At 73.2% G+C, this 23023-nt stretch carries 17 protein-coding genes; 6 read left to right on the top strand and 11 right to left on the bottom strand.

The window, feature by feature from the left end; genetic code table 11:
- Positions 1 to 53 precede the first annotated feature (53 nt).
- The 4 genes from ACZ7MF_RS38920 to ACZ7MF_RS38905 all read right to left on the bottom strand — a co-directional run bounded on the left by ACZ7MF_RS38920 (position 54) and on the right by ACZ7MF_RS38905 (position 5186).
- Positions 54 to 707, bottom strand: a complete 654-nt coding sequence (locus ACZ7MF_RS38920; RefSeq protein WP_356859323.1) for a SurA N-terminal domain-containing protein — start codon at positions 705 to 707, stop codon at positions 54 to 56.
- A gap of 175 nt (positions 708 to 882) precedes the next feature.
- Entirely contained in the window at positions 883 to 2373 is a 1491-nt protein-coding gene (pkaE, locus tag ACZ7MF_RS38915) for a serine/threonine protein kinase PkaE (RefSeq protein ID WP_471483031.1), read from the bottom strand.
- 38 nt (positions 2374 to 2411) lie between these two features.
- Complete coding sequence (locus ACZ7MF_RS38910; protein WP_471482901.1) at positions 2412 to 3008, bottom strand: hypothetical protein; 597 nt, start codon at positions 3006 to 3008, stop codon at positions 2412 to 2414.
- Positions 3009 to 3146: 138 nt separating this feature from the next.
- Entirely contained in the window at positions 3147 to 5186 is a 2040-nt protein-coding gene (locus tag ACZ7MF_RS38905; RefSeq protein ID WP_471482899.1) for an N-6 DNA methylase, read from the bottom strand.
- Positions 5187 to 5390: 204 nt separating this feature from the next.
- Between ACZ7MF_RS38905 and ACZ7MF_RS38900 the strand changes: the two genes are divergently transcribed.
- Together ACZ7MF_RS38900 and ACZ7MF_RS38895 are read left to right on the top strand one after the other, a co-directional pair.
- Positions 5391 to 5888 (top strand): hypothetical protein, encoded by a 498-nt coding sequence (locus tag ACZ7MF_RS38900; protein WP_471482897.1) that lies wholly within the window; start codon positions 5391 to 5393, stop codon positions 5886 to 5888.
- A gap of 56 nt (positions 5889 to 5944) precedes the next feature.
- The gene (locus ACZ7MF_RS38895) at positions 5945 to 6859 is read left to right on the top strand and encodes a hypothetical protein (protein WP_471482896.1); all 915 of its coding nucleotides are present in this window, start codon (positions 5945 to 5947) and stop codon (positions 6857 to 6859) included.
- A gap of 19 nt (positions 6860 to 6878) precedes the next feature.
- On the opposite strand, the gene ACZ7MF_RS38890 is transcribed toward ACZ7MF_RS38895, so the two are convergent.
- Positions 6879 to 7304 (bottom strand): nuclear transport factor 2 family protein, encoded by a 426-nt coding sequence (locus tag ACZ7MF_RS38890; protein ID WP_471482894.1) that lies wholly within the window; start codon positions 7302 to 7304, stop codon positions 6879 to 6881.
- A 112-nt stretch (positions 7305 to 7416) separates the two neighbouring features.
- Between ACZ7MF_RS38890 and ACZ7MF_RS38885 the strand changes: the two genes are divergently transcribed.
- The gene (locus ACZ7MF_RS38885; RefSeq protein WP_471482892.1) at positions 7417 to 7983 is read left to right on the top strand and encodes a TetR/AcrR family transcriptional regulator; all 567 of its coding nucleotides are present in this window, start codon (positions 7417 to 7419) and stop codon (positions 7981 to 7983) included.
- Between the two features lie 21 nt (positions 7984 to 8004).
- Here the strand turns inward: ACZ7MF_RS38885 and ACZ7MF_RS38880 are convergent, their stop codons facing one another.
- On the bottom strand, positions 8005 to 8778 hold the full coding sequence (locus ACZ7MF_RS38880; protein ID WP_471482890.1) for an HNH endonuclease family protein: 774 nt from the start codon (positions 8776 to 8778) through the stop codon (positions 8005 to 8007).
- A gap of 146 nt (positions 8779 to 8924) precedes the next feature.
- Between ACZ7MF_RS38880 and ACZ7MF_RS38875 the strand changes: the two genes are divergently transcribed.
- Positions 8925 to 9122: an antitoxin gene (locus ACZ7MF_RS38875; RefSeq protein ID WP_356859309.1), complete on the top strand. Its 198-nt coding sequence runs from the start codon at positions 8925 to 8927 to the stop codon at positions 9120 to 9122.
- 129 nt (positions 9123 to 9251) lie between these two features.
- Here the strand turns inward: ACZ7MF_RS38875 and mfd are convergent, their stop codons facing one another.
- The 3 genes from mfd to ACZ7MF_RS38860 form a co-directional block, all read right to left on the bottom strand.
- Complete coding sequence (mfd, locus tag ACZ7MF_RS38870; protein WP_471482888.1) at positions 9252 to 12806, bottom strand: transcription-repair coupling factor; 3555 nt, start codon at positions 12804 to 12806, stop codon at positions 9252 to 9254.
- Positions 12807 to 13214: 408 nt separating this feature from the next.
- Positions 13215 to 15779, bottom strand: a complete 2565-nt coding sequence (locus tag ACZ7MF_RS38865) for an ABC transporter permease (protein ID WP_471482887.1) — start codon at positions 15777 to 15779, stop codon at positions 13215 to 13217.
- Positions 15776 to 16564, bottom strand: coding sequence for an ABC transporter ATP-binding protein (locus ACZ7MF_RS38860; protein WP_471482885.1), 789 nt, complete (start codon positions 16562 to 16564; stop codon positions 15776 to 15778). The genes ACZ7MF_RS38865 and ACZ7MF_RS38860 overlap by 4 nt, the downstream gene beginning before the upstream one ends.
- 481 nt (positions 16565 to 17045) lie before the next feature.
- Between ACZ7MF_RS38860 and ACZ7MF_RS38855 the strand changes: the two genes are divergently transcribed.
- Positions 17046 to 17498, top strand: a complete 453-nt coding sequence (locus tag ACZ7MF_RS38855; protein ID WP_471482883.1) for a DUF485 domain-containing protein — start codon at positions 17046 to 17048, stop codon at positions 17496 to 17498.
- Between the two features lie 26 nt (positions 17499 to 17524).
- Positions 17525 to 19105, top strand: a complete 1581-nt coding sequence (locus ACZ7MF_RS38850) for a sodium/solute symporter (protein WP_471483030.1) — start codon at positions 17525 to 17527, stop codon at positions 19103 to 19105.
- Between the two features lie 82 nt (positions 19106 to 19187).
- Here ACZ7MF_RS38850 and ACZ7MF_RS38845 read toward each other — a convergent pair whose 3' ends face one another.
- Positions 19188 to 20084 carry a cellulose-binding protein gene (locus tag ACZ7MF_RS38845; protein WP_471482882.1) on the bottom strand — a complete coding sequence of 299 codons (897 nt, stop codon included), beginning with the start codon at positions 20082 to 20084 and terminating at the stop codon, positions 19188 to 19190.
- A 190-nt stretch (positions 20085 to 20274) separates the two neighbouring features.
- Positions 20275 to 23022: an SUKH-4 family immunity protein gene (locus tag ACZ7MF_RS38840; protein WP_471482881.1), complete on the bottom strand. Its 2748-nt coding sequence runs from the start codon at positions 23020 to 23022 to the stop codon at positions 20275 to 20277.
- Position 23023: the final 1 nt, after the last annotated feature.

Raw genomic sequence — 23023 nt, 5'->3', positions numbered from 1 at the left:
GCCGACGGCCCCCGAGTTGTCCACAGGGGGCCGTATCGCCGCTGCTCAGGGGGCTACGCCGGCTGCTGAGAGCCCGCCGCCGTGATCTCCCGCACCCACGGTGTCCGCGTGTCGACGCGGCTGCTCTTCTGGACGTCCCAGGCGCCGTAGCGCGGGTTGAGGTCGACGTCGAGCTTCTTGGAGGCCTCGGACAGGGCCTGCCAGAACTCGGGCCGGCTGGTGTCGGTGCCGAGGCTCTGGGCGAGCTTCTGGGCCTCGATCTGGACGAGGAGGTTGTCGTCGAGGCGGTCGGGGGCGACGCCGTACTGCTGGAGCCAGACCGTCTCCAGCTGCTCGGGGCCGCCGGCCTGCTTCTCCAGCTCGCCGCGCATGTCCTGCACTTCCTTGCGGCTGACGCTCACCCCGGCGTCCTGGGCGGCGCGGTGCAGGACCCGGTCGAGGACCATGCCGTGCAGGGTGTCGCGGGTGAGGGTGCCGGTCCGGGCGACGACCTGCTGGTACTGGGTGTCGTCCGGGACGGCGGCGCGCTGTGCCTCGCGCACCTCGTCGACGCGGTTCTCCAGCTGGGCGACGGTGATCCGCTGGTCGCCGACGACGGCCGCCGCGCCCGGATGGGCGTCGTTGCCGCAGGCGGTGAGCAGGGGTGCCGCTGCGGCGATCGCGGCGGTGAGGAGAAGCGCGGAGCGACGGCGGCTGCGGCGGTGCAAGGGAACCTCCCGTTTGGAGATTGTGCGACGGTGCACAAAGTCTTGCGATGATCGATGTTAGGCAGTGGCCGGGCTCTGGCCAACCCATTGGACCAACGATTCATCAGGACTTCGGGCACCGCCTCGCGCCCGGCCCGCCGCCCGGCCCGCCGCCGGGCCCTCGTGGCGGCGGTGGTCAGCCGTGCATCCGGCCCAGCCACTGGAGCGTGCGCCGGATGTCGGCCGCGAGCGGATGGCCGGGGCCGTGGACCCGCTCCACGTCGTGCAGCAGCCGGGCCAGCGTGTCGTGGGCGGCGGCGCGGTCGCCCAGGGCGAGGAGGAGGTGGCCGATGCGGCGGCGGACGTCGTGGGCGAGGTCGGGGTCGCCGGCGACGTACTGGTTCTCGTAGTACGGCAGCAGCGCCCGGTACTCGGCGAGGGCGGCGGCCGGTTCGCCGAGCTGTTCCAGGCACTGGGCGGCGTCGTAGCGGTGGCGCAGGGCCTGCGGGTCGGCCTGGCCGGCCTCGGCGGCGCGTTCGTCGGCGAGGCGGCGCAGTTCGGGCAGGGCGCGCCGGTACTGGCCGTCGTCCATGAGGGTCGCCGCGTACTGCCGGCGCAGGGTGCGCACGACCGGGGAGCGTTCGCCGTGCTGTTCGGCGGCGGCGGGCAGGATCGCGCCGAGGACGTCGACGGCCTGGGTGATGCGGCCCTCGCCGAGGAGGCGCTTGACGTCGTCGACGGCGCGGGCGACATCCGGCTTGGCGGCCTCGGCGGCGGGCGGTACGGGGGCCGGCTGCGGTGCGGGGGTGCGGGCGCGGTCGGGCCAGGGGGCGTGCGGGCGCACGAAGGGGCGGGTGGGGTCCAGGGGGCCGCCGGTGGGCACGCCGAGCGCCGGGAGCAGCAGCGCAAGGTGCTCGTAGACCTCCTGGGCGGAGTCGGGGCGGTGCTGCGGGTCTTTGGCGAGCAGGCGCAGGACGAGGGCTTCGAGCGCCTCCGGGACCTCGGGGCGGATGCGGCGCACGGGCAGCGGGGGTTCGTACAGGTGCCGGTGCAGTACGCCGAGGGCCGTCGACCCGGCGAACGGCACGTCGCCGCTGAGCAGTTCGTGCAGGAGTACGCCGAGTGCGTACAGGTCGGTGTACGGGCCGACGGCGCCGCCCATGGCCTGCTCGGGGGCCATGTAGGCGGGCGAGCCGATGGGGGTGCCGGTGTGGGTGAGGCGGGTGGTGTCGGCGTCCATGACGGAGGCGACGCCGAGGTCGAGGACGGTGACGGTGCCGTCCTGCTTGACCATCACGTTGCGCGGTTTGAGGTCGCGGTGGACGATCGGCACGGCGTGCACGGCGCTGAGGACGGCGCACAGCTGGGCGGCGACCGCGACGGCCCACTGCCAGGGGTACGGGTCGTGCTCGGCGAGGTGGTCGGAGAGGTCGGCGCCGTCGACGTACTGCATGACGAGGAACAGCTCCTCGCCCTCGCTGCCCGCGTCGTGCACCGTGACCAGGCCGGGGTGATCGACCTGCGCGGTGATGCGGCACTCGCGCACGAACCGGCGGCGCAGTTCGTCGGCCTCCGCTCCGGCGACCTTGTCGGGGCGCAGCAGCTTCACCGCCACGCGGCGGTCCAGGCGCCGGTCGTACGCGGTCCAGACCTGTCCCATGCCGCCCTGGCCGATGAGCGTGGACAGCTCGTACCGGCCGGCGACGACGCGTCCGGTCGCCACGGTCACCTTCCGCCCCGGTGGCCGTCGTCGCGGCCGTCGTGGTTGCGCAGGTAGTCGCTGAGCTCGTCGAGTTCGGCGCGGACCTGGTCGATGCGGGCGGGCGCCGGGGGGTGGGGCGGCGGCGCGGCCTGGTACGGCGGGACCGGCGTCTGCACGGGTGCGGCGGGTGGCGGGGTGTAGGGGTACGAGGGCTGCGGGTGTCCGTATCCGGCCGCCGGGGGCGGCGGCATCGCGACGACGTGGCCGGGGTGGGGCGGCCGCCGGTGGTGACTGATGTCGGCGTAGAGGAAGTACCCGGCGCAGACGCAGGCGTTGAGCAGCAGGATGATCATTCCGGTGGTGCCGGCCGGGGTGCTGAAGTCGTCGGTGTCGTCGGTGGCCAGGAAGCAGAAACTGATCACCAGGGCGGCGGCGGTCGCGGCGAAGACCCACCAGTCGCGCGGCCGACGGCTCACGATGGCCGCGTACAGCGTCGATATCCAGGCGAGGAACCCGATGCTCAACAGGGCCAGGGCCACGAAGAAGACGCGCGACAGGACCAGCACCGCGGTCTTGGGGCGGCGCGGCGGCGGTGGCGGCGCATAGCCGTGGCCGTGCATGACTTCTCCTGGAGACCTGATGAGACGGACGTGCGCCGGGCGACCGGTGCGGAGTCGAGCGTATAGGCCGACACGGACGAGCGGCCCCGGGTTGTACCGAACCGTTGTCGTCCTGGTCACTCGGCCCGTGCGGGCGGCTCAGCCGGGGGCGACCGTGCCGTCCGTGAGCCCGTCGTACATGCCCCGCACCAGCTGCTCCCCCAGGCGGCCCGCGAGGCGCAGCGCGCGCTCGAACTCGTCGAGGGCGCGGAAGCGGTCGCCGTAGCCGCGCTGGGCGTCGAGGGGCAGCCGGGGCAGTTGGAGGCGCCGCACGTCGAGGCGGGTGGCGGTGGAGGCGTAGCTGCTGGCCTGCCGGTGGTTGGCGGTGCCGCGCAGGAACCCGGCGAGGAACCAGGGGTCGAGGGCGGCGGGGTCGGGGCGCAGGAGCACGAGGTTGCGCCCGAGGGCGGCGCCGGCCGTGTCCTCGTCGATGACGCGCGCGACGGAGCCGCCGCCGAGGACGGGCACGACGACGTCACCGGGTTCGGTCAGGACGGGTTCCTCGTCGCCGTCCGGGAGGGTGCCCGAGGGGCCGGTGCCGGTGAGGACGTCGTGGTCGGTGAGCAGGGGCACGCGCGCGTGGCCGCCGTTGGTGCCGGTGCGCAGTACGAGGGCGCCGCCGCGGGCGAGTTCACCGACGGTGGTGAGCGGTCTGCGGGGTGCGGCGCGTCCGGTGCCGGGGGCCGCGGGGGCCAGCTCGGCGGTCAGGCGCAGGGTCTCGTCGAGGCGCTCGCGTACGTCGGTGAGCCGTTCGGTGCCGCCGGTGGCGGCGGGGGGCGGCAGGTGGCGGGCGGGGGCCAGGTCGACGTCGTCGTCGAGGAGTTCGATGACGGGCAGACAGCGGGCGAGGCCCGGCCGGTCGTCGAGCCGGCCGGTGCGGTCGAATACGCCCCAGGCGTCGAGTACGGCGTCCCGCACGGACCGCCAGTCCGGCCCGCCGCGCCCCTCGCCGGCGAACTGCCCCGTGTCGGCGAGCAGCACCCCGGGGTGGGCGGGCGCTCTCTCGGGCCGGCGCAGCACCCACAGGTGCAGGGGGATGTTGTACGGCGGTGCCGCGCCGACCGGCAGGGCGATCACGGCGTGCAGCGCGCCCCGGCGCAGCAGGTCGGCGCGGACCCGGCGGCCGGAGCGGCGGGAGGCCGCGGCGGGCGGCATCAGGACGACGACGGTGCCGCCGTCCCTGACCCGGGCCAGGGCGTGCTGCACCCAGGCCAGTTCGGACTCGGTGCGGGCCGGGAAGCCGTACTCCCAGCGGGGGTCGTAGGCGAGCTCGTCGTGGCCCCAGTTGCGCTCGTTGAACGGCGGGTGGCACAGCGCGGCGTCGGCGCGCAGGCCGGTGCGGGCGTCCGCGCGCAGGCTGTCACCGGCGGCGATCCGCACGGCGGCGTCCGTGCTCAGGGCGAGCCGCAGCGCGGTGAGTGCGGCCAGTGCGGGGTCGCTGTCCTGGCCGCACAGCTCCTGCCCGGGCCGGGTGGTGGCGGCAGCGGCGCGGAGCAGGGAGCCGGTGCCGCAGGCGGGGTCGAGCACCGTGCGGGCGGGACCGGCGAGTTCGGCCATCAGGTCGGCGAGCGGGTCCGGGGTGAGCGTGTACTGCCGCGGGTTGGCGTCGAGGTGCCGGCCGAGCAGGAACTCGTAGGCCTTGCGGGCGCCCGGTCCGGCGGCGAGTTCGGCGGCGCCGCGCAGGAGCGGTGCGGAGGGGAGCAGCCGGGGGGCGGTCGGGGTGGTGACGGCGCGCTCGGGGCCGGTGCCGAAGCGGGCGTCGAGTACCTGGTCGAGGGCGGCGGGCAGCAGGTCGGCGAGGCGGTCGTCGGAGCCGGCGCTCGCGTCCAGCCAGAGGGTGGGGCGGTCGTGGACGAGCAGGAGGACGCAGCCGGCCTGCACCAGGGCGGCGACCGGGCCCTCCGGGTGGCCGGCCAGTTGCTGCCAGACGCGTTCACGCGGGGGGACCTCGGCGAGTTTGCCCTGGGCGCGCAGCCATGCCTCGACGTCGGCGAGGGCGAAGGACGGGCTGGTCTCGGTGCCGCCGACCGGTCTGGGGAAGTCCGCGTGGCGACGGCGCCAGTTGCTGACGGCGGCGCGGCCGACGCCGGCGAGCCGCGCGATACCGGCGGCGGTCACCTCTGTCCCGTGGTCCTGCACGCTCGGGCCCCCTCGTTCTGGTGTGTGGGGCCGATCCTACCGATGAACACGATCCGACTCCGTTCACATCGTGTACTTCCATCACCCCGTGAACCGTGTTGACTCGGTTCACAAGCTCTGTTCTTATTGACGCATCGCACCGGCCGAGGCGATGGGCCTCGGTTCACGGTCGACCGATCTGTCTCTGGGGAGAGGACTGACGTCATGGGCATGAAGACCAAGATCGTGCTGGGCGCCGTGGTGGGGATCGCCATCGTCGGCGCGCTGTCGGCGAACGCGGGCGACGGGGACGGCGACACCAAGAACGGCAACCGGACCTCGGCGAGCGCGGGCGAGAAGCCGGACGGCGCGGGCACGGACCGTGCGAAGAAGGACGGCGCGTCCGACGCGAAGCCAGCCGAGGACAAGGCCGTCGAGAAGGCGTCCCAGGCCGAGCAGTTCAAGGCGTTCGTGCAGAAGAACGGGACGCCCAAGGAGAAGGACGCCGTCTCCCACGTCACCAAGGTGCAGGGCGCCGACGAGCAGAACGACATCCTCGACGCCGCCGACGTCTACACCGACTTCACCGGCGGCATCATGGGCGAGGGGACGGGCCCGGCCAAGCTCATCGCGTCCGCGTTCGCCGACTGGAAGGACAGCGAGAACGGCCTCGTCACGATCTACGATGCCGACGGCGAACTGCTCGGCAACGGCCAGTTCTGAGCGCCGGACCGCGCTCACCGTTCACCGTTCACCGAGCATCCCTGGGGGGATCCACCATGCGCCGTCGCGCGCGCCGTACCGCACTCACCGCTCTGCTCCTCGCCGCGGGCGCCACCGCCTGCCTGACCGGCTGCCAGTCCGGGCAGGACGGCGACGGCGCGTCCGACGGGGCCGCCCGGTCCGCCGCGTCCGGCGGATCGGCGACCGCCTCGTCGTCCGCCCCCGCACCCGGCTCGACCGCGACAGGGGCAGAGGCGTCCGCATCGGCGGCCTCGGCACCGGCCTCGGCGCCGTCACCGGACGAGCCGTTCGCCGGGCTGACCGGCGCGGAGATATCGGAACGGGCACTGAAGGCCACCACCGGGGCGCGCTCGCTGCGCATGACCGGCAGCGTCCCCGACGACGAGAGCGGCAGCACCATAGAGATCGACCTCGCCCTGGACCGGCGGGGCGACTGCGCCGGGACGATGGGCATGGACGGCCAGGGCGAGGCCGAGTTGATCAAAACCGGCGACACGCTCTACCTGAAGTACGACGAGCGGTTCCTGCGGGCCCAGAGCAAGGGCGAGCCGCAGGCCGACACCGAGGCCCTCGTGTCGCTGCTGGCCGGACGGTGGACCAGCATGTCCGCCGACGGTGCGGACGCGAAGGAGATGGCCGGGTTCTGCGACCTGGACAAGCTGCTGGAGGACGCCGGGGGCAGCGGTGACGACACCCCGACGAAGGTGACCCGCGGCAGGGCCACCACCGTCGACGGCAAGCCCGCGTTCACCCTGTACGAGACGGACGGCTCCGAGCGCAACACGGTGTACGTCGCCACCGAGGGCAAGCCGTACCTGCTGCGCTTCGAGAGCGGGTCGAAGCAGGAGCCCGGCTCCCTGTCCTTCAACGGGTACGACGAGCCGGTGCCCGCCGCGTCCCCCTCCGGAGAGGTCCTCGACCTGGACGACCTGGGCGGGGCGAACGCCTGAGCCGCGGGGGGGGCGACCCTCACCCCCGGGCCGCGGCGACCCCGAAGCCGTCCATGTAGTCGCGGGCCCGGGCGATCAGCCCGTCGCGCACGTGGAGCACCAGGAGGCCGGGGACGGTGAATCCGGTGCGTGCGGGAGGCACCGCCCCCACGACGACGTGCTCGGCGACGATCACTCCGGGACGGGCGGTCTCGTGGACCGCGACCTCCCTGACCTCCTCCACCCGGGCGGGGCTGGCGCCCCAGGCGGCGCGATACCCGGACCGGACGGCCTCGCGCCCCTCGAAGTGCCCGGGGAAGCCGGGCGCGGTGAACGGAAACTCGTGCACCGCGTCCACGGCGTACAGATCGGCGAGGTCGTCCGCGGACTTGTCGAGCATGGCCCGGTAGTACCGGGCCAGCACCTCGCGCGGGGTGCGAACAGCGGGGGCGTCCGAAGGCGGCATGGTGACCACTCCACTCGTCGACAATTCGCTCAACAACTGTTGACCCAACCACCGTAGAGCCGCGTGCCGGATCGGTCAACAGCTGTTGAGCGAACGAGGGTAGAGTGGACCGGTGCCCACGCCCCACCAGTCCCGCGCAGACCGCCGCCGAGCGACCGAGGCCCGCATCCTGGACGGCGCACGGGAGCTGTTCGCCGAGCGGGGTTTCGACCGCACCACGATCCGCGCCGTCGCGACCTCGGCGGGCGTCGACCCGGCCCTGGTCATGCAGTACTTCGGTTCGAAGCGGGAGCTGTTCACCGCGGCCGTGCAGGCGGCGCCCGCACCGCCGCCGGCCGCGGGCCCGGACGCGCTCGTCGATCAGCTGCTGGCCACACTCGGCCTCAAGCTCGGCGGCCTGCCCGAGGGCACGCTGGCGATGATGCGCTCCATGCTCACCGACCCGGCGGCGGCCGACCACGCCCGGGCCGCCCTCGGCCGGCAGATCGACGCCATCGGCGCCGCCCTGCCCGAGGACGCGGACCCGGAACTGCGCGCCGCGCTCGTCGTCAGCACCCTGCTGGGCATCTCCGTCGGGCACCAGCTGCTCAGCCTGTCGCCCCTCCGGGACGCCTCGGCCGACCGGATCGCGGCGCTGCTCCGCCCCGCCCTCGCGGCGCTGACGACACCGACGCGGTAGGCCCGTCAGCCCGTCAGCCCGTCAGCCCTGACACTGCTTCGACATCATCGCCCGGTCCGCCTCCGTCACCGCCAGCTCGTACTTGACGGCGACCTGGGCGAAGCGGACCGCGTACGCGCACCGGATCGCCTTGTCCGGGGGCAGCCAGGAGGCCGGCCCGGAGTCGCGCTTGGCGGAGTTGGCGCGCCCCTCGACGGGGAGCAGGTTGAGCGGGTCGTTGGCCAGCTGCTCGCGCTTGTTCTCCGGCCACCGCGAGGAACCCATCTGCCAGCTGTAGGACAGCGGCACGACGTGGTCGATCTGGACCTCGCTCGCGTCCTGCTTGCGCCAGTCGATGCGCGTCCCGGTGTACGGGTCGTCCAGCGCCATCGCGATGACCACGCAGTCCGAGCCGGACTTGAAGCGCACCTTCTGGCCGTCGCGTTTGAGCAGGTCGTTGCGGGTGTCACAGCCGTTGCGGGCGAGCGGAACGCCGTCGGCGGTGTCCATCCAGGCATAGCCGAACTCGTCCCGGTCGTACCCGGTCTTCGGGCCGCGCCCCTTGGTCCGCAGACCGTCGATCAGCTTGCGGGCGGCCGCCTGCGGGCTGTCGCCCGTGACCGGGGCGAGGCCCGGTTCGGTGCCGTCCGGGTTGTCCAGCGGGCTGACGGCGTGGCCCGCTGCGGGGGCCTCGGCACCACTGCCCGAGGTCGGGGCCTCGTCGTCGGCCTCCAGGCCTTCACAGCCGGTCACCAGGGCCAGGGCGAGGGCCGACCCCACGGCCCAACCGGTGCGGATCCTGCCGTGCCGCGTCATGCGCGCCCCTCCCCTTGCCGTTCGCAGCCACCACCGTAGCGAGGGAGAGGTCCGGGCCATAGGTGGCCTTAAGTGGGCGTTAGTGGGCACACGAGACATATCTGTCGTACCTTCGACAGTGAGTCACGCCTCGGAAGGAGCTCTGCATGGGCATCCTCGACAAGATGAAGAGCATGGCCGGCAAGGACAAGGACAAGTCAAGGAAGATGTCCGACGCCGCCGAACGCCAGGTCAACCAGCGGACCGGCGGCAAGTACGAGAAGCAGGTCGACTCCGCGCAGCAGCAGGCCGAGGGCAAGCTCGGCTTCGGACGCGAGCAGGGCGGCGGCCGGGAGCAGCAGTAGAAGCCGTTCCCCGTACCCGGACACGTCGAAGCCGTCCACGGAACTGTCCCCGTGGACGGCTTCCTCGTGGACGGGTTCGTGGACGGCTTCGTCGGCGGCTTCCCCGTGGGCGGGCCCGGGCTTCGAGTGCTACGACCCGAGGATCGAGGTCAGGAACTCGCCCACCCAGCCGAGCAGTTCCCGCCCGACCAGCGGCTTGCCGCCCACCTTCGCGGTCTTCGGGCGCGGCACGAGCACCTGGTGCGTACCCGTCTTGATGACGCTGCCGGGGTAGAGCCGCTTGAGCCTCAGCTCCTGGGACTCGCGCAACTCCACCGGTGCGAAGCGGATGTTGCTGCCCTGGAGCACGACCTCGCCGACGGCGCACGCCCGCGCGAGCATGCGCAGACCGGCGACCAGCAGCAGGTTCTCCACCGGCTCCGGCAGCTTGCCGTAGCGGTCGACGAGTTCCTCACGTACGGCCTTGACGTCCTCCTCGCTGTTGGCGGAGGCGATGGACCGGTACGCCTGGAGCCGCAGCCGCTCGCCGGGGGCGTAGTCGTGCGGGACGTGCGCGTCGACGGGCAGCTCGATCTTGACCTCGAGCGGCGGCTCCTCCTCCACACCGCCCTCCAGGGAGGCCCGGTAGTCGGCGACGGCCTCGCCGACCATCCGCACGTACAGGTCGAAGCCGACACCGGCGATGTGGCCGGACTGCTCGCCGCCGAGCAGGTTGCCCGCGCCGCGGATCTCCAGGTCCTTCATCGCCACGTACATGCCCGCGCCCATCTCGGTGTGCTGGGCGATGGTGGCGAGCCGCTCGTGCGCGGTCTCCGTCAGGGGCTTCTCCGGCGGGTACAGGAAGTAGGCGTAACCGCGCTCGCGGCCTCGGCCGACGCGGCCGCGCAGCTGGTGGAGCTGACTGAGGCCGAAGTTGTCGCCGCGCTCCACGATGAGGGTGTTGGCGTTGGAGATGTCGATGCCGGACTCGACGATGGTCGTGGAGACCAGCACGTCGAACTTCTTCTCCCAGAAGTCGACGACGACCTGCTCCAGGGCCTGCTCCGACATCTGGCCGTGGGCGGTGGCGATGCGCGCCTCGGGGACGATCTCGCGGAGTCTGGCCGCCGCGCGGTCGATGGACTCGACGCGGTTGTGGATGTAGAAGACCTGGCCCTCGCGGAGCAGCTCGCGGCGGATGGCGGCGCCGATCTGCTTGTGCTCGTAGGGACCGACGAAGGTCAGCACCGGGTGCCGCTCCTCGGGCGGGGTGGTGATCGTGGACATCTCGCGGATGCCGGTGACCGCCATCTCCAGGGTGCGCGGGATGGGGGTCGCGGACATGGTGAGCACGTCGACGTTGGCGCGCAGCTTCTTCAGCTGCTCCTTGTGCTCGACGCCGAAGCGCTGCTCCTCGTCGACGATGACCAGGCCCAGGTCCTTGAACTTCGTCTCCGAGGAGAACAGGCGGTGGGTGCCGATGACGATGTCCACCGAGCCCTCGCGCAGGCCCTCCAGGGTCGCCTTCGACTCGGTGTCGCTCTGGAAGCGGGACAGCGCCTTCACGTTCACCGGGAACTGGGCGTAGCGCTCGCCGAACGTCCCGAAGTGCTGCTGCACCAGCAGGGTGGTGGGGACGAGCACGGCGACCTGCTTGCCGTCCTGGACGGCCTTGAACGCGGCGCGGACCGCGATCTCCGTCTTGCCGTAACCCACGTCGCCGCAGATCAGGCGGTCCATCGGGACCGTCTTCTCCATGTCGTCCTTGACCTCGGCGATGGTGGTGAGCTGGTCCGGGGTCTCCGCGTAGGGGAAAGCGTCCTCCAGCTCGCGCTGCCAGGGGGTGTCCGCGCCGAACGCGTGGCCGGGCGCCGCCATCCGCGCGCTGTAGAGCTTGATCAGGTCGGCGGCGATCTCCTTGACCGCCTTCTTGGCGCGGGCCTTGGTCTTGGTCCAGTCGGCGCCGCCGAGGCGGTGCAGGGTGGGGGCCTCGCCGCCGACGTACTTGGTGATCTGCTCCAGCTGGTCGGTGGGGATGTACAGCCGGTCGCCGGGCTGGCCGCGCTTGGCGGGGGCGTACTCCACGACCAGGTACTCGCGGGTGGCGCCCTGGACGGTGCGCTGCACCATCTCGATGTAGCGGCCGACGCCGTGCTGCTCGTGGACGATGTAGTCGCCGGTCTCCAGGGTGAGCGGGTCGATGGTCTTGCGGCGCCGGGCCGGCATCCGCGCGCCCTCGCGTCCGGCGGCCTTCTGGCCGGTCAGGTCGGTCTCGGTGAGCACGGCGAGCTTGAGGGCCGGGTCGACGAAGCCGTGGTCGATCGAGCCGCAGGAGACGTGCACGACGGAGGGGCTGAGCGTGCCGAGGTCGTGGTCGAGGCGGGCGGCGATGCCCTCGCCGCCGAGGACCTCGACGGTGCGGGAGGCGGGGCCGTGGGCCTCGGTGACATAGACCGCGCGCCAGCCGTCGGCGAGCCAGCCCTTGGTGTCGGCCAGCGCCTTGGCGGTGTCGCCGCGGTAGGTCTCGGGGGCGTGCATGCCGAGCTTGAGGGTGTCCGAGTCGCCCTCCGCGTCCACGGCGGACGTCAGCGTCTCGTCGGCGGCGAAGGGCGAGACCGACCACCACATCATGTCCAGCTCGCGGGCCCGCTCCCGGACGTCCGCGATGGACCACAGCGAGGCCGCGTCCACGTCGATCGGCGCCTCCCCGCCGCCCGCGGTGGCCGCCCAGGACGCCTGGAGGAACTCCTGCGAGGTCGCCACCAGGTCGGCGGCCCGCGTACGCACCCGCTCGGGGTCGCAGACCAGGGACATCGAGCCCTTGGGCAGCACGTCGAGGAGCAGCTCCATGTCGTCGACGAGGACGGGGGCCAGGGACTCCATGCCCTCCACCGCGATGCCCTCGGCGATCTTCCCGAGCAGTTCGCCCAGCTCGGGGTGGTCCTCGGCGAGGACGCGGGCCCGCTCGCGCACGTCGTCGGTGAGCAGCAGCTCGCGGCAGGGCGGGGCCCACAGACCGTGTTCGGCGACCTCCAGGGAGCGCTGGTCGGCAACCTTGAAGTAGCGGATCTCCTCGACGTCGTCGCCCCAGAACTCGACCCGGAGCGGGTGCTCCTCGGTCGGCGGGAAGACGTCCAGGATGCCGCCGCGCACGGCGAACTCGCCGCGCTTCTCCACCAGCTCGACGCGCGCGTACGCCGCTGCCGCCAGGGCCTGGACGATCTCTTCCAGGTCGGCGCTCTGCCCGGTGCGCAGCGCCACGGGCTCCAGGTCGCCCAGGCCCTTGACCTGCGGCTGGAGCACGGAGCGTACGGGTGCGACGACGACGGAGACCGGGCCGGTCTCGGGGTCGTCGGGGCGGGGATGGGCCAGGCGCCGCAGGACGGCGAGGCGACGGCCGACGGTGTCGCTGCGGGGGCTGAGCCGCTCGTGCGGGAGGGTCTCCCAGGAGGGGTACTCCACGATGCCCTCGGGGGGCAGCAGGGAGCGCAGGGCCGCCGCCAGGTCTTCCGCCTCGCGTCCCGTCGCCGTCACCGCCAGCACCGGGCGGCCCGTCTCGCGGGCCAGGGCGGCGATCGCGAAGGGGCGGGCCGCGGGCGGGCCGACCAGGTCGACGTGCATGCGGTTGCCGTCTGCGGCCGCCGCGATCGCTTCCGCGAGGGCGGTGTCCTTGACGACGGCGTCGAGCAGACCGTGCAGGCTCATTCGGGGCGCTTTCCGTGCGGGGGTGTACAACACGACGGGCCCGACGCGCGCCGCGGGCCGGGGTGTCTCCAGCGTACGTCGCTGCGGTGGGGTGCGTCGGGGGCTGTGGACGACGCCGGGTGCGTGGTGGCCGGCGCCGCGGTGGCCGTACCAGGGGGCTCCGCCCCCTGGACCCCCGGACCTATGCCCACCCACCCCCCGACTCGGTGGGCTGAAAGGCGAACGTCCGGGGTGACGGACCACTCGGGGAGCTGAAAAGCGGGCGCGCCGGGTGACGGGCCGCTTGGGGTGGGAAGCGGCAGCGTGGTTCTGCCACTGCCGAAAAGGCCCGGCGCCTCCGTCCCTCTGGGACGTCGGCGCCGGGCCCTCCCCCGCAACCCCCGTGTGCGGTGGCTCTGGGGTCGGGTGCTACTCCGTCGCGATGGCGTTCAGGACGTTCATCCGGCCCGCCCGGAAGGCCGGGACCAGCGCGGCGAACAGGCCCACGAAGGCCGAGCCGATGAAGACCCCGATGATCGTCGGCCAGGGGATGTCCAGGACGTTCAGGCCCTCCAGGGCGAGCAGCTTCTGGGCCGTGGCGCCCCAGCCCATGCCCAGGCCGAGGCCGAGCAGGGCACCGAAGAGGGCGATGACCACGGACTCCATGCGGATCATGCGGCGCAGCTGGCGGCGGGAGAGGCCGATGGCCCGCATCAGGCCGATCTCCCGGGTCCGCTCGACCACCGACAGCGCCAGGGTGTTCACCACACCGAGGACGGCGACGATGATCGCCAGGGCGAGCAGGCCGTACACCATGTTCAGCAGCTGGCCGATCTGGTCCTTCAGCTCCTGCTTGTAGTCGGTCTGGTCGGCCACCTGGTACTGCGGGTAGGCGTCCAGCGACTTCTTCAGCGCGGCGTACGCCTGGTCGGCCTGGCCGTCCTTCGCCTTGGCGAACATGATCATGTTCGGCGGGACGTTCTCGGCCGGCAGGTACTTCTCCATCGTCTCGATGCTGATGTACCGGGCGCCCTGGTCGATGGCCACGTCGTCGCTGGTGATCGCGGCGACCTTGAGCTTCGCGGTCTCGCCGCCCTTGAAGGCGACCGAGACGGTGTCGCCGACGTGCACGCCGTGCTTCGCGGCGTAGTCCGAGCCGACCGACATGGCGTCGGTGCCGTAGGCGGCGGTGAGCTTGCCCTCGGTCGTCGCGCGGCGCACGTCCTCGGCGTAGGTGGGGTCGGCGGCCGTGACACCGTCGTCGTCCGTCTTGCCGTCGGGCGAGGTCAGCGTGGCGTCGAGCACCTTGTAGCGGGTGACGTGCTCCAGGCCGGGGGTGTCGGTCATGGCCTTCTCGGCCTGCGGCACGATCCGCTGGTTGCCCTGGACGATGAAGTCCGCGCCGACCGTCTTGTCCAGCTCGCTGGTGGCCGAGGCGACCATGGAGGAACCGACGACGGAGAGGCAGGCGACCAGTGCGAGGCCGATCATCAGGGCGGCGCCGGTGGCACCGGTGCGGCGCGGGTTGCGCAGGGCGTTGCGCTCGGCCAGCCGGCCCACGGGACCGAAGGCCCGCAGCAGCACCGCGCTGATCACCCGCACCACGAACCCGGCCAGCAGCGGGCCGATGACGACGAATCCGATGAGGGAGAGCACGATGCCCGCGCCGAGCATCATCGAACCGTCGCTCGCCTTGTCGGCGGAGGCGGCCGTGAGCAGGGCGGCGACGCCGGAACCGGTGAGCACCAGGCCGATCAGGCCGCGTATCCAGCCCGCCTTGGCGTCGGCCGGGGTACCGGCGTCGCGCAGGGCGGCCATCGGGGAGATCTTCCCGGCCCGGCGGGCCGGCAGGTAGGCGGCCAGGACGGTGACCACGACGCCGAGGATCAGACCGGTCACGGGGGTCGCCGTCTTGATGGTGAGGTCGTCGGTGGACAGGTTCATGCCCGCCGCCGACATCAGCTTCATCAGGCCGATGGCGATGCCGACACCGGCCGCGACACCGAGGACCGAGCCGACGACGCCGAGGAGGAGCGCCTCGACCAGCACCGAGCGGTTGACCTGCCGACGGGAGGAGCCGATGGCCCGCATCAGGCCGATCTCGCGGGTGCGCTGGGCGACCAGCATGGAGAAGGTGTTGATGATCAGGAAGATGCCGACCAGGAACGCGATCCCGGCGAAGCCGAGCATGGCGTACTTGATGACGTCCATGAACTCGCCGACGTCCTCGCGTCCTTCGTCGGACGCCTCCTTGGCCGTCTGGACCTTGAACGTGTCCCCCAGGGCCCCGGACACGTTCTGCTTGAGCTGCGCGTCGGTGACACCGCCGGCGGCGGTGACGTTGAACTGGCTGAACCGGTCCGCGCCGCCGAGCAGTTCACGCTGGGCGGTGGCGGTGTCGAAGTAGACGACCGCGGCACCGGGGTTGGTCACGGTGAAGGAGGCGATGCCGACGATCTTCGTCTTGAAGTCGCCGGTCTGCGCGATGGTGCGCAGCTCGTCGCCGATCTTCAGGTCGTGCTTGTCGGCGGTGTCGGAGTCGACCATCGTCTCGGTCGGGCCGCGCGGGGCGTGGCCCGAGGTGATCTCCATGGACCGCAGGTCGTTCTTGGTCCAGTTCCCGGCGATGGTCGGGGCGCCGCTGGTGGCCCCCACGTTGTCGTTGTCGGAGTTGACGACGGTCACGTTCATCGAGGCGACCGCGCCCTCGACGGACTCCACACCGTCGACCGAACGGAGCTTGTCCAGCGTGGCCGCCGGCAGCGACTCGGGCACCCCGTTCTGCGGGGTGTCCTCGGCCTCGGCGTCCTTCGGGGCGACCGTCACGTCGGAGGAGGTGACGGCGAAGAGCTTGTCGAAGGTGGTGTTCATCGTGTCGGTGAACACCAGGGTGCCGCACACGAACGCCACCGACAGCAGCACCGCCACCGCCGAGAGCGCCATGCGGCCCTTGTGCGCGAAGAAGTTGCGCATCGAGGTCTTCACGACGGTCATGACGTGCGCCCCCGGGCGTCGAAGTCCTTCATGCGGTCGAGCACGGCGTCCGCGGTGGGCTTGTGCATCTCGTCCACGATCCGGCCGTCGGCCAGGTACAGCACCCGGTCCGCGTAGCTGGCGGCCACCGGGTCGTGGGTGACCATCACGATGGTCTGGCCCAGCTCGGTGACCGACCGGCGCAGAAAGCCGAGCACTTCGGCACCGGCGCGCGAGTCCAGGTTTCCGGTCGGCTCGTCACCGAAGATGATCTCGGGCTGGGCGGCCAGGGCCCGGGCCACCGCGACCCGCTGCTGCTGGCCGCCGGAGAGCTGGGTGGGCCGGTGCTTGAGCCGCCCGGCGAGCCCCACGGTCTCCACGACGCGGTCCAGCCACGCGCGGTCGTACTTGCGGCCGGCGATGTCCATGGGCAGCGTGATGTTCTCGAGCGCGTTGAGCGTCGGGAGCAGGTTGAACGCCTGGAAGATGAAGCCGATCCGGTCCCGGCGCAGCTGCGTGAGCTTCTTGTCCTTCAGGCCGGTGATCTCGGTCTCGTCGAGGTAGATCTTCCCGCCGGTGACGGTGTCCAGGCCGGCCAGGCAGTGCATCAGCGTGGACTTGCCGGACCCCGAGGGGCCCATGATCGCGGTGAACTGACCGCGCGCGATGTCCACGTCCACGTGGTCGAGGGCGACCACCCGGGTCTCGCCCGATCCATAGGCCTTCACGACCTGCCGCGCTCGCGCGGCAACGGCCGTACGCCCTCCAGTGCTCCCGTGCGTGGGAATACTTACGGCCGATGTCATGTCAAGTCTCCTATGTCGGTCATCGAGTGAGCCGCCGGTGCCCGGCACGGCGGTCGATCCGCCGCGCAGGTGCCTCGCTGCTGTCTCGAAGAGTCTGTCCGGAACCGGGGGCCGGCCGCGCTGGTGTTCAGCGCAGTCTTTTACTGAGGAAAACCCCACCCCCGCGGGTCCGGTTCACCGCCCCCCAGCGGCGTAAAGCCAGACTAAGGACGCCACCGGCCCCGTCTCGTCCTCCGTCGGTACGAACCCTCCCCGACCCGTAGTACGGAGGTACCCCTAGGGGCAGTCCACCCTTCGGTGGAGCGGGTCTCGGGGTCGCCCTCCACCCTGAGACGCACCGCGCGTCCACCCGGGCACATACCGACCGATCAGTTCGGCCAAAACGCAGCGTGCTCCCCAACCCGCGAGTAACGTGCCTGGCTCCCGCCCCCCACCTCCTGCGGTCCACCGCTCGGACCCAAGCCGCGCAAGGAGAACCGGGATGTCCTACGACCCGTCCCCGTCGTACCCGCACCGCCCACCACCGCCCCCGCCCCCGTACGCCCCGAGGCACCACGCCCAGCACGCCCAGCACGCCCAGCACGCTCACCAAGCCCACCAAGCCCACCACGCGCCCCGCCGCGACCCGTTGGGACACCACAGCGACCTGCGGATCCTGCGCAGCGCCTACCGCCGGCAGCGGCGCACCGCCACGCTCGCCGCGCTCGGCTACTTCACCCTCTTTCTGCTCCTGTCCGCGTACGCGCCCGGGCTGATGACCGGCACCGCCGCCGGCGGACTGCCCACCGGGCTGCTGCTCGCCCTGGTCCAGCTCCCCGTCACCTGGCTGGCGATCGCGCTGTACGAACACACCGCCCGGCGCCGCGTCGACCCGCTCGCGGACCGCATCCGCAAGGAGGCCGAGCTGGACGCGCGGCGGGGGGCGGGACGGTGACGGAGTTCAGCGGCAACGCCCAGACGATGTCCCTGGTCGGCTTCACCGCCGTCGCCACCGTCACGCTGCTGCTGTGCGTGATGACCGGCCCGGACCGGGACGACCTCGACGAGTTCTACACCGGGTACGGCTCCCTGTCCCCCATGCGCAACGGCCTGGCGATCGCCGGCGACTACATCTCGGCGGCGTCCGTGCTCGGCACGGGCGGCGTCGTCGCCCTCTTCGGCCACGACGGCGTCGTCCTGGCGCTGAGCACCGCGCTGTCGCTGATGCTGCTGATGTTCCTGCTGGCCGAACCGCTGCGGAATGCGGGCCGGTTCACCATGGGCGACGCGCTCGCCCGCCGGATGCCGGGCCGCGCCGTCCGCATGACGGCCTGCGCCGTGACCCTCGCGGCGCTGCTGCCGCTGATGCTGGTGCAGCTCGCGGGCACCGGCCAACTGCTCGCCTTCGTCCTCGGCTTCTCCGGCGCGTCCCTGCAGACCGGCTGCATCATCGGCCTGGGCGCGCTGATGATCAGTTACGCGGCGATCGGCGGGATGAAGGGCACCGCCCTCATCCAGATCCTCAAGATCGTGATGCTGCTCGGCTCGGGCCTCGTGGTCGCCGCGCTGATCCTGCACCGCTTCGACTGGGACCCTGCCGCGCTGTTCGACGCGGCGGCGGACAACAGCGGCGTGGGGTCGGCGTTCCTGAACTCCGGTCTCCAGTTCGCGGGCGGCCCCCACCCGGACGCGGACATGATCTCCGCGCAGCTCACCGTCGTCCTCGGCGGCGCCTGCCTCCCCCACGTCACCATGCGCATGTACACCGCCTCCTCGGCCCGCCAGGTGCGCCGTTCGATGTCCTGGGCGGTGTCCGGCGTGGCGCTGTTCGTGCTGGTCGTCACGGTGATCGGCTTCGGTGCGACGGCGCTGGTGGGGCGGGCGGCCGTCGCCGGGATCGACCCGCAGGGCAACACCGCCTACCTGCTGGGCTCGCAGGCGGCCTTCGGCGCACAGGTCTCCACTGCGGAAACGTTCCTGTTCACGACCGTCACCACGGCCGTCTTCCTCACCCTGCTCGCCTCCGTCGGCGGCATGATCCTCGCCTGCGCCAACTCCCTGGCCCACGACGTCTTCGCCGCCCGCGTGCAGGAGATGTCACCGCGCCGCGAGATGACCCTCGCCCGCGTCTCCGCCCTGGCCGTCGGCATACCGGCGATCGTCCTGGCCACCCTCGTCCAGCACCGCAGCCTCCAGCCCCTGGTGACCCTGTCCTTCTGCCTGGGCGCCTCGGCCATCGCGCCCGCCCTGGTCTACGGCCTCTTCTGGCGCCGCTACACGCGCGCCGGACTGCTCTGCACCCTCATCGGGGGCTCGCTGGCCGTGCTGCTGCTGATGCCGGGCACCAACCTGGTCTCCGGCTCCCCGGTGTCCGCCTTCCCCGAGGCCGACTTCAACTGGTTCCCGTTCACCACGACGGGCCTGGTCTCCATCCCGCTGGGCTTCGCCTGCGGCTGGCTCGGCACGATGCTCTCCGGCCGGCGCAAGGCGCAGGAGCAGCGCCGGCACTACGAGGCGGTGGAGGGCTGGATCCTGGCGGGCGCGGTACGCAGGGGGGACTGACGGCACGGCAGGCGGCGGGACGCGGCGGGCGGTACGCAGCGGGACCCGGCGCGCCGTACGCACCGGGCGCACGGCGCGGGCGTCACTCGACCTCCACCGCACGCCCCGTCAGCGCGTGGAGGCTGCTGCGTACGGACGCCATGTGGGCCTGCAACTCGTCCCACCGCTCCCCGTGCTCGCGCAGCACCCGTTCCGTGTCGCGGGCGATGCGCTCACGCCGCGCCCGGGCCTCGGCGACCACCTCGGCCGCCCGGTCCCGGGCCTCCTCCTGCCGCCGCCCGGCCGCCTCCCGGGCGTCGACCAGCTCCTGCTCCGCCTCGCGCACTCCCTGCTCCGCGCGCGCCACCAGCTCCGCGTGGTGGGCGTCCAGGGCCCGCGCGCGCTCCTCCTCGGTCCGCTCCGCGGCGGCCCACCGCTCGGCCAGTTCCCTGCTCTGTTCGGCGGCCGTCCCCTGGGTGCGCCTGCGCATCTCGCGCAGCGCGGACAACGCCTCCGCGCGCCCCTCCTTCACTTCGCGACGCGCTCCGATCCGCGCCTCGTCCGCCTCCGCGCGCGCCGCGAGCAGCAGGTGCCGGGCCCGTTCGTCGGCCTCGGCCCGTACGGCGTCGGCGTGCGCCCGGGCCGCCTCCCGCACGCCGTCCGCGTACGCCTGCGCCTCCTCCACCAGCCCTTGCGCGGCACCGCGCGCCCGCTCGCGCACCGCCGCGGCCTCCTCCTCGCCGAGTCGGAACAGCTCCCGCGCCCGCTCCCCCAGCACCTCGTAGTCCTGCGAGGTGAGCTGCGCGACCACCTCCTCCAGGTCTCCCAGGTCCTCTTCCATCTCCCTGGCCAGCACGGTGAGCCGGGCGGCCCGCTCCCAGGCGGCGTCGCGCTCCTCGGAGAGGGCCGCGGCGCACGCCTCGACCCGCTCAGGACGGTAACCGCGCTCACGCCCGCGTACGGTCGCGAAACCGTGGGGAGACGCCGATGCACCGCTCATGCCCAACACCCCTCAATGACCCTGTGCGTCCCGCTTGTGGTGAACCTGCCGCATCACATGGACCTGACCGACTTTATGGATCAGACGTAAGCCCACATAATCCGACACACCGCACACAAACGGGCGGGGCCCGGTCGACTCACAGGTCGACCGGGCCCCGCCCGTCGGGTACGTCAGCGGCGCGAACGCCTCACAGCAGCCCGTCCCACATCTGCTCCAGCAGCACGGACCACCAGCTCTCCGGCGAACCGAGCGCCGCCGGGTCCAGCGCGGCCAACTGCGCCTGGAAGTCCACCGTCCAGCGGCCCGCCTGCTCCTGGTTCAGACCGAACCTGAGCCGCCACATCCGGCCCAGCAGCGCCAGGCAGCGCGCGAACTCCGGCAGCCCCGTGTTCACGAACTGCGGCGGCACGGGCGCACCGCCCGGACCGGCCTCCACCGGGACCGCCACGATGGCCGCCGTGCCGTACTGCACACAGATCGCCCGGCCGAAGTCGCTGCCCACGACGAGGTACGACCCCGCGTCCGAGGCGGGCTGCACACCGCGCTCGGCGGCCAGCTCCGCCAGCGTCGGCACCGGCCGCCCCGGCTGGGCCTGCGCCCAGAAGAACGGTCCCATGTCCATCGGCAGTCCCGCGGCCACCAGCGTGTGCGCCACGACCGGCGGCACACCCTGCCGCGACACCGCGGCCTGCTCGAACCGGAAGACCCCCGGGCCGAACGCACCGGCCAGCTCCTGCCCGACGGCCTCCGGCGGAACCGGCGGCACGGGCTGCACCTGCGGCAGCGGAGCGCGCACCGGCGCGGGACGCGCCGGCCCGTCGGCCACCTGGTGCAGCTCGCCTTGGTGCGCCAGCAGTTGCTGCATGCCCTGCTGCCGGCTCGCGTGGTCCAGACCGTACGGCGCGATCGAGGTGATCCGCGCCTGCGGCCACTGCTCCCGGATCATCCGCGCGCAGTACGCGCCCGGCAGCTCGCACGACTCCAGCTCGGTGTGCAGCTCGAGGACCTGGTCCGGCGGCACGTTCATGGAGCGCAGCTCGTGGAACATCTGCCACTCCGGGTGCGGCGTACCCGGCGCGGAACGCCGGATCAGCTGCTGCTCGGAGCCGTCCTGGGCGCGGTAGCGCAGCACGGCCTGGTAGCCGGGCCCGACGGTCGGCTGACCGGTGGGCTGCGGCGGATAGCCGTACGCCGGCGGCTGACCCGGCACGGGCTGTCCGGGCGGCGGCGGTACGGCACCGGGCGGGGCAGGTACGGCGCCGGGCGGGGGCGGCGGCGCGCCGATGCCGCCGGGACCGCCCAGGGAGGGCGCGGCCAGCACGGTCTGCGCGTGGTGCACGGCACCGCCCGCGCCCCCCGCGGAACCCTGCGCACCGGGCGCACCCGGAGCGGCCGGGGGAGGCGGCGGCGCACCGGGACCGGAAGGCACGCCCGGCGCACCCGGAGCGCCGGGCGCCCCTGGAGCGGCGGGGGCACCGGGAGGCCCGGGCGGGCCAGGAGGGTTGGGCGGTCCGGGGGGACCGGGAGGCTGAGGGGCACCGCCGCCCGTCCGGCCCGGGTCGGCCAGCATCGTGGCGGCGTGGTGCATCCCGCCCGGCGGCGTCCCACCCGGCGCGTTCGGCGCGCTCGGCGGCGGCGGGGTCCCCGGAGCGCCCGGCGTCGGCGTCGCACCCGGCGCGGGCGGCGCGCCCGGAGCGCTCGGCGGAGGCGGCGTGCCAGGGCCGCCCGGGCCGCCCGGGCCCTCGGGACCGAGCGACGACACCAGCTGCGTCGGCACGTAACCGCCCGCCGGAGTGCCCGGCGCGGGCGTCCCCGAAGGCGCCGGCGTGCTCCCCGGTCGCGCGCCCGGCACACCCGGGGCGCTCGGCGGCGGCGGCGTGGACGAACCACCGCCACGGCGCGGCGGAGGCGTCGCCTTGCTGGTCGCGGCGTCGGCGATGTTCCCGGCGTCCGGCGCGAGCGGCCGGGGCGGCGTGGCGGGCGCCCCGGGACCGGCGGGCGGCTGGGCCGGGGGCGGAGTCGGGGCCGCGGGCGGCGGTGCAGCCGCCCCGGCGGGCGCGCCCGGCGCGTTCGGGTCGCCGATCGCCGGCGAGAGCGCCGTCGGCGGAAGCCGGCTGCCGCCGGACATCAGCGCCGTCTTGGCCTCCGGCGTCGTCGAGGGCGGCGGCGTGTCGTCGTCGACACCGCTCAACGGCGGCGCGAACACGGTCTGCGGCAGCGGTACGGAACGGTCCTCACCGGCGTCCGCGTTGGTGTCCGTCCCGGCCCAGGGCGTCGCCCCGGCGGGCGCACCAGGCGCACCAGGCGCACTCGGTACACCCGGGGCATACGGCGCACTCGGGACACCGGACGCGCCCGCACCCGCGCCGGAGCCACCGGCGGACGACCCGGAGCCCGCCGCCGGCCACCCCGCACCACTCCCGGACGAACCCTCCGCGGGCGCCGGCCCCGACGCCGCGGGAGCCGAGGGGACCCCGGCCTGCGTCTGCGGAAGCGCACCACCGGAGCCGCCCGCGCCTGCGGTGTCACCGCCCTCGCCGTCGCCCCGGCGGCGATCCGGAATGCCGATCCGGTCCGCCGCCTCCTGCAACCACTCCGGCGGACTCAGCAAGAAGGACGTCTGATTCAGGTCCACCCGCGCCGCGGGCGCCGCGGCCGGCGCCTGCGCCTCCTCGGGACGGCCGTACTCCTCCTCGTACCGGCGGATCACCTCGCCCACCGGAAGCGACGGCCACAGCGTCGCCTCGCCACTGTCCCGGGCGATCACCAGCCGCTGCGCGCCCCCGTCCGAACGGGGGCCGTCCGCACGGTCCTCGGCCCACACCACGAACCCGAGGTCGAACTCCCGCACCCGCACCTCGCGGTGCTGGTACGCCGGCAGCTCGCCGTTGACCCACTCCTCCGCGCGCTCCTGCGCCTGCGCGAACGTCACCATC

The sequence above is a fragment of the Streptomyces sp. NPDC111628 genome, assembly GCF_055635195.1.
The sequence above is the reverse complement of the archived record's forward strand: the minus strand, read 5'-3'. Positions and strand labels throughout refer to the sequence as shown.

Bases quoted from the DNA above. Each gene is read 5' to 3' on its own strand.
- ACZ7MF_RS38910 (WP_471482901.1), bottom strand. From the start codon at position 3,008: ATGCACGGCCACGGCTATGCGCCGCCACCGCCGCCGCGCCGCCCCAAG.
- ACZ7MF_RS38900 (WP_471482897.1), top strand. From the start codon at position 5,391: ATGGGCATGAAGACCAAGATCGTGCTGGGCGCCGTGGTGGGGATCGCC.
- ACZ7MF_RS38895 (WP_471482896.1), top strand. From the start codon at position 5,945: ATGCGCCGTCGCGCGCGCCGTACCGCACTCACCGCTCTGCTCCTCGCC.
- ACZ7MF_RS38890 (WP_471482894.1), bottom strand. From the start codon at position 7,304: ATGCCGCCTTCGGACGCCCCCGCTGTTCGCACCCCGCGCGAGGTGCTG.
- ACZ7MF_RS38880 (WP_471482890.1), bottom strand. From the start codon at position 8,778: ATGACGCGGCACGGCAGGATCCGCACCGGTTGGGCCGTGGGGTCGGCC.
- ACZ7MF_RS38875 (WP_356859309.1), top strand. From the start codon at position 8,925: ATGGGCATCCTCGACAAGATGAAGAGCATGGCCGGCAAGGACAAGGAC.
- mfd (WP_471482888.1), bottom strand. From the start codon at position 12,806: ATGAGCCTGCACGGTCTGCTCGACGCCGTCGTCAAGGACACCGCCCTC.
- ACZ7MF_RS38865 (WP_471482887.1), bottom strand. From the start codon at position 15,779: ATGACCGTCGTGAAGACCTCGATGCGCAACTTCTTCGCGCACAAGGGC.
- ACZ7MF_RS38860 (WP_471482885.1), bottom strand. From the start codon at position 16,564: ATGACATCGGCCGTAAGTATTCCCACGCACGGGAGCACTGGAGGGCGT.
- ACZ7MF_RS38855 (WP_471482883.1), top strand. From the start codon at position 17,046: ATGTCCTACGACCCGTCCCCGTCGTACCCGCACCGCCCACCACCGCCC.
- ACZ7MF_RS38850 (WP_471483030.1), top strand. From the start codon at position 17,525: ATGTCCCTGGTCGGCTTCACCGCCGTCGCCACCGTCACGCTGCTGCTG.
- ACZ7MF_RS38845 (WP_471482882.1), bottom strand. From the start codon at position 20,084: ATGAGCGGTGCATCGGCGTCTCCCCACGGTTTCGCGACCGTACGCGGG.
- ACZ7MF_RS38840 (WP_471482881.1), bottom strand. From the start codon at position 23,022: ATGGTGACGTTCGCGCAGGCGCAGGAGCGCGCGGAGGAGTGGGTCAAC.